This window comes from Streptomyces flaveolus (assembly GCF_000716535.1).
Lineage (GTDB): Bacteria > Actinomycetota > Actinomycetes > Streptomycetales > Streptomycetaceae > Streptomyces > Streptomyces flaveolus_A.
Genome location: NZ_JNWV01000096.1, coordinates 1 through 4,615 on the forward strand (window position 1 = coordinate 1; position 4,615 = coordinate 4,615).

At 71.3% G+C, this 4,615-nt stretch carries 6 protein-coding genes and 1 pseudogene; 2 read left to right on the forward strand and 5 right to left on the reverse strand.

Going from position 1 to position 4,615, the window contains the following annotated elements; genetic code table 11:
• Positions 1 to 202: 202 nt before the first annotated feature.
• The 3 genes and pseudogenes from OO52_RS49225 to OO52_RS45165 all read right to left on the reverse strand — a co-directional run.
• A pseudogene (locus OO52_RS49225) lies at positions 203 to 505 on the reverse strand (SARP family transcriptional regulator); the annotation flags it as partial.
• 228 nt (positions 506 to 733) lie between these two features.
• Complete coding sequence (locus OO52_RS46430) at positions 734 to 1,507, reverse strand: XRE family transcriptional regulator (RefSeq protein WP_051819124.1); 774 nt, start codon at positions 1,505 to 1,507, stop codon at positions 734 to 736.
• A 212-nt stretch (positions 1,508 to 1,719) separates the two neighbouring features.
• The gene (locus OO52_RS45165) at positions 1,720 to 2,259 is read right to left on the reverse strand and encodes an SH3 domain-containing protein (protein WP_030658813.1); all 540 of its coding nucleotides are present in this window, start codon (positions 2,257 to 2,259) and stop codon (positions 1,720 to 1,722) included.
• Between the two features lie 499 nt (positions 2,260 to 2,758).
• Between OO52_RS45165 and OO52_RS53840 the strand changes: the two genes are divergently transcribed.
• Positions 2,759 to 2,953, forward strand: a complete 195-nt coding sequence (locus OO52_RS53840) for a hypothetical protein (protein ID WP_030658815.1) — start codon at positions 2,759 to 2,761, stop codon at positions 2,951 to 2,953.
• 12 nt (positions 2,954 to 2,965) lie between these two features.
• Complete coding sequence (locus OO52_RS45175) at positions 2,966 to 3,148, forward strand: YaaC family protein (protein ID WP_030658817.1); 183 nt, start codon at positions 2,966 to 2,968, stop codon at positions 3,146 to 3,148.
• Between the two features lie 312 nt (positions 3,149 to 3,460).
• On the opposite strand, the gene OO52_RS45180 is transcribed toward OO52_RS45175, so the two are convergent.
• Together OO52_RS45180 and OO52_RS45185 are read right to left on the reverse strand one after the other, a co-directional pair.
• Complete coding sequence (locus OO52_RS45180) at positions 3,461 to 3,757, reverse strand: hypothetical protein (protein WP_030658819.1); 297 nt, start codon at positions 3,755 to 3,757, stop codon at positions 3,461 to 3,463.
• Positions 3,758 to 3,771: 14 nt separating this feature from the next.
• Positions 3,772 to 4,161, reverse strand: coding sequence for a hypothetical protein (locus tag OO52_RS45185; RefSeq protein ID WP_030658822.1), 390 nt, complete (start codon positions 4,159 to 4,161; stop codon positions 3,772 to 3,774).
• Positions 4,162 to 4,615: the final 454 nt, after the last annotated feature.

The window sequence follows — 4,615 nt, forward strand, 5'->3', positions numbered from 1 at the left end:
AATTTCATGGAGAGTTGGGTACGGGCCTCGACCGAGATGCGCATACCACACCAACGAGCCCCGAAGCCGGAAGCAACACATTGATGATCTGCAAGCCCTTACGGCCTCACCTCGGCACATACGGCCGGGCCAGTCCGGTGTCCCGTTGCCCGGTCAAGGCGAGTACGGGCAGGTGGAGGAGCGGGTCCGCGGACGATGTCGGTCATCTCTTGTCGGCGCAGGCCTCCGCCTCCGCCAGGTACCGCGCCACCGGCCCCAGCGTCAGCATCCCGCTCGCCCCGCCCGCGTGTTCGGTGCGGGCGGCGCGCAGGACCGTTGCCGCGCGGGCGGCGACCGGGCGCTCGCCGAGGCGGGCGGCGGCGTGGGCGGTCAGGCACCAGAGTGCCTCCTGCATGTGGTCAGGGGGTGGTTCGGGCGTCATGGTCAGGGCGGTCCGGGCCTCCTCGGCTCGGTTTTGGGCGAGCAGTAGCAAGGGGTGCGTCCAGGGGTGGTACGGGCCCCAGGGAGTCCGCCGAGGCGTGGCGCGAGGGCAGGACGCCGGCGGAGATCAAAGCGGTACGCCGCGAGGAGGCGGAGCAGGCCGCCACCCTTGGCGCCCCGGTCCGCTTCTTCGGCGCCGACGACTACCCGCTCACCGCCCCTGCCGTACTCCGGCCGCCCGCCGCGTGCCGTACTCGGGCGGTCCCAGCCACCGGCTCGGCGGGCGGATCGTTGCCCGCCCCCGGGCAGGGGGTCAGCCCTCGTCCGGATCCTGTACGTCCATGCCGGTGCAGGCCAGTTGTTCGGCCACCTCCGCGCAGGCCTCAATGCCCCGGGGGGAGCGTACGGAGAGCATCGGGCTCGTGTAGCCGGTGGTGTCGTCGGCCGGGTAGGTCGTGGAGAGGACGTCCCGGCCCGCGCGTACCGAGACCTCGCGGGCGTGCGGGGAGCGCACCCGCACCTCCGACCAGGCGGTACCGCAGGCCGGGGAGTAGCGCAGCCGGACGGTGTAGGCGGGGTCGGTGACGGTGCTGGTGGTCCGCGCGTCGCGTGCGCAGGCCGTCGCGTCGGGCAACTCGCCCCGGCAGGAAGTCCTGTGGCAGTGCGGGACCGCCATCACGACCGGCGTAGCGGTCGAACCGCTCCGGTCGTGCGCGGCGACGGCGGCCACCACGGCCGTCACCCCCGCCAGCGCGAGCACGCACAGTGGCAGCCACCGCCGCCCGCCCGAGCGCCGGGGTCCGATCCCATCCGGGGTGCTCGCGGGCGATGGCCCGTCGGCGGTGTGCTCGGTGGCTTCCCACAGGGCCAGTACCGCCTCGGGATCGACGCGGGCCAGCCGGGTGAGCGCCTCCACGGCCGGCCGCGGTGGCCGCTGTGCACCGGTCAGGTAGCGGTGCCAGGCGGACTTGCTGTACGGGGTGCGCGCCGCCAGCGCCGCCAGGCTCAGCCCCGTACCGTCCTTCAGTTCCCGCAGTCTGACCAGCAACGGTTCGTCGGGCGCGGTCGGTTTTTCGGGGTGGGGCATGGTGCGTCCCTCGACTCCTTATCCACTATGGGCGCTTCGCCCTTGATGCCGGAATGGCTTCCCGAGGGGAAGGCGGTTGCAACACTCAGTGAGGTGTGAGGAGGGTGAGGCACATGAGCACGTCGAAGGCCTGTTCGGGGATGCGTGGTCCTCGAACAGGCCGCGACGGTCGGGGTGGGCGGTGGTTCAGGGGGTACGGCGGTGGGGGACCGTCAGCACCACGGGAGCGTGGCGTTGACCCTGACGTAACGGGCGGAGACATAGCCCCTGTGGTGGGACAGCCGGTACCACGTGTGGTTGCCGAACACCCCGGTGCCGTAGCGCTTGCAGGTCAGGGCCACGAGGCGGTGGTGGTGCCGGTGGCCGACCACCCGGTAACCGGTGCCCGGGCCGGAGCGGACGTTCAGCGCGAGGCGGTGCGTGACCACGCGGCCCACGGCGGGGATGCCACGCCGGTACGACGTGGTCTGCACGATGACGCGGCCGAGCCGGTGGGTGCGGTGCGCCGAGTGGAGGCGGCGCCCGGCGTGGTGCACGCGGTGGACGCTGCGGTGGTGGCGGGCGGTGCGGTGCTTCGCCGACTGCTGCCGGGTCGGAGCGGGCAGCAGCGAGGGGAGGGTGTGCCGCACGCCGGCGGCGGGCGTGGGGTACGGGGTGGTGCCGCCCGCCGGGGCGGCACCGGCCGCCGTGGGCAGGATGGCGAGCACCGCGACCGCGGCCAGCAGGCCGCTCTGCAGGGTCCGTCGGATCATGGAAACCTCCGGGCTGTCGTTCTCGTGACCACGCACCGTGATCACGACAGCCAGCGTTTCCGTGACGAGCTGTCAGAATGCCGTTCCCACGTCCCGTGGGACTCCGGGGACGTCCCCGGGAACGGGCGGGGCGCGGGGGACGGGGCAGCACCGGCGGTGCCGAGCCGCCCCGGCGCGCCGACCCGGCGACGGCGTCCTGGTACTGCAACGGGACTTGCCGTGACTGATGGCCAGTTCAGGGCTGTGTCCGCGTCGTGTGCAGTGGCTGGTGCGGGCTTGGTGTTGTCGTCGTCGGCGCCAGGGCGACCAGTGCAGGAGGTGCTCGACGGGTGTGGGGCCGCGGTCGGCGAGGTGGGTGATCAGTCGTCGTATCAGGGACCCGCTGCGGCTGGAGGAGACATCCCCGACCGGGTCATCGACGCCGGCACTCGCGAGGCACTGGCAGAGTTCCTGACCGCGTACCCGGCCGTCGCCCGGTACGACAGCTACGTGGTCAGAAGTGCTCTCTCTGGGACCCCAGGCGCCACCGGACTTCACCCGCTACAGACGCGGCGGCGGCGAACTGGTCTTCGACTGGCGGGTGTCCCAGGAATCGGTGACCACAGCCGAACGCCAGGCGTACCTACGGTCGATAACCCGCGGCTACGCCGGGGGCCGGTACTTCCTGCCGGTCCTGCCCCCGATGAAGCGGTAGCTGCATCCCTTGATGGCCTGGTGGGCCGTCCTGTACACCCTGTCCATGCTCGCCCGGTACGAACCTGCGACCTGGTACACGCTCATCAGCGTGGACAACAGCCAGCACGCGGTCGCGATCGAACGGCTCTTGGAGCGCGCTATCAACCACGTGCCCGTCCTCATCGCGGACACCATCGATGAGGTGAGTACCTGACCAGGGGCGCGTCGTTGGGACTGCTCTGACGACACCTACGCACGCAGTGAGCAAGCGGTAGAGCATGGCCGTCACTTGGTCTACACGGGTCTGCTGGCGTCCTCGCTCTGAGACACTGAGAGCCACCATTTCACCTGCGAGGAGCGGGACGAGGAGCGGCAGGACGCGCGCGTGGCGCAGCAGGCTGTCGGCGATGACGTCGTTGACCCGGGAGTAGCTGGTCCCGTTGGCGCGTCGCTTGCGGCACGCCAGGACACCGACGACGGGCAGGCCCGGCGAGTCCGGGGAGTTCACGGGGTCGGGCATGTGCCCCTACCGTTCCGTCCGCTGGCGGAGTTCGTCGAGGAGCGCGGGGATCGTGTCCGGGTCCCGCGCCGTGACCACGACCACGACCTCGTCCTCGGGTGAGGGCCACTCGGCGGCGACTCGCACGGCCGGATGGTCCGCGAGGCGGGCCAGCAGCGCCGGCAGGTCGCTGCCGGCTGGGACCGGCAATAGATGCATCGCCGCGGTGGTCACGAAGGATGCGGGCAGCGGCAGTTCACCGTCCGTGAGCGTCCTGACGAGCGAGCGGTACGGGTGCGCCGCTCCGCCGGTGGCCAGCGGCACCAGATGGGAGTTGATCAGGTCGCCGCCGAGGCGGGGCCCCGATCTCCAGGACGATGGGGCCCTCGGATTCGTAGCGCAGATCGACGTGGAAGCCGCCGGTCTTGATGCCCACGGCGCGTACCGCGCGCTCGGCACGCGTGCGGCATGAAGTGCCAGCCGTTCCAGCGCATCCGGGCGGCTATCGCCCGGACGACCTGCGGCAGTTCGTCCGGGGCCCGGTCGAAGCGGCGGGTGAAGTCCTGGCTGGGCACGACGCAGCAGTAGTAGTCCCCGGTCTTCCAGTGCCCGGGGTCCGGGCTGCCGGCGGCGACGAGCGCGGACAACGCCGTGACGTCGCGGGGCCCGCGGGACATGCCGACGTGGGAGCCGGTGGCCTCGGTGCCGGCCTCGACGAGGACGTGCACGACTTCCTCCAGCCCGGCGAACCGGCCGCCGCCTGGGCCCGAGCCGGCCGACCGCCCGGGCGGTCGGCACACGACGTGAGGCGGCCTAGATATCCGTCACGTACCACTGTCTGGGTGATGTGCCACGCAGGTACAGATAGCGGCCTCGTCCTACGAGGCGTGCGTACCGCTTGAGCGGTGCCCCGTGGGGGAGGGTGAGACAGGCTTCCTCGACCAGCAGGGCCTCGCTCTCCGTCAGACGGCATCGATGCAGGCGGTCTGGTTGCCGGTTGCCCCCCAGCATCGTGATGTGTTCACCGTGCACGGCCATGCCCGCGGGAGCGACCACACGAGTCCTACGTAGCTGGACGTCACCGTTACTGACGTTGTAGTCGTGGTGTCGTCGGTGTGAGGCCTGTTCCGGTGAGGCATCCGTCGATGATGTCGCTGCGGTATTGGATTTGGCGGAGGCCGT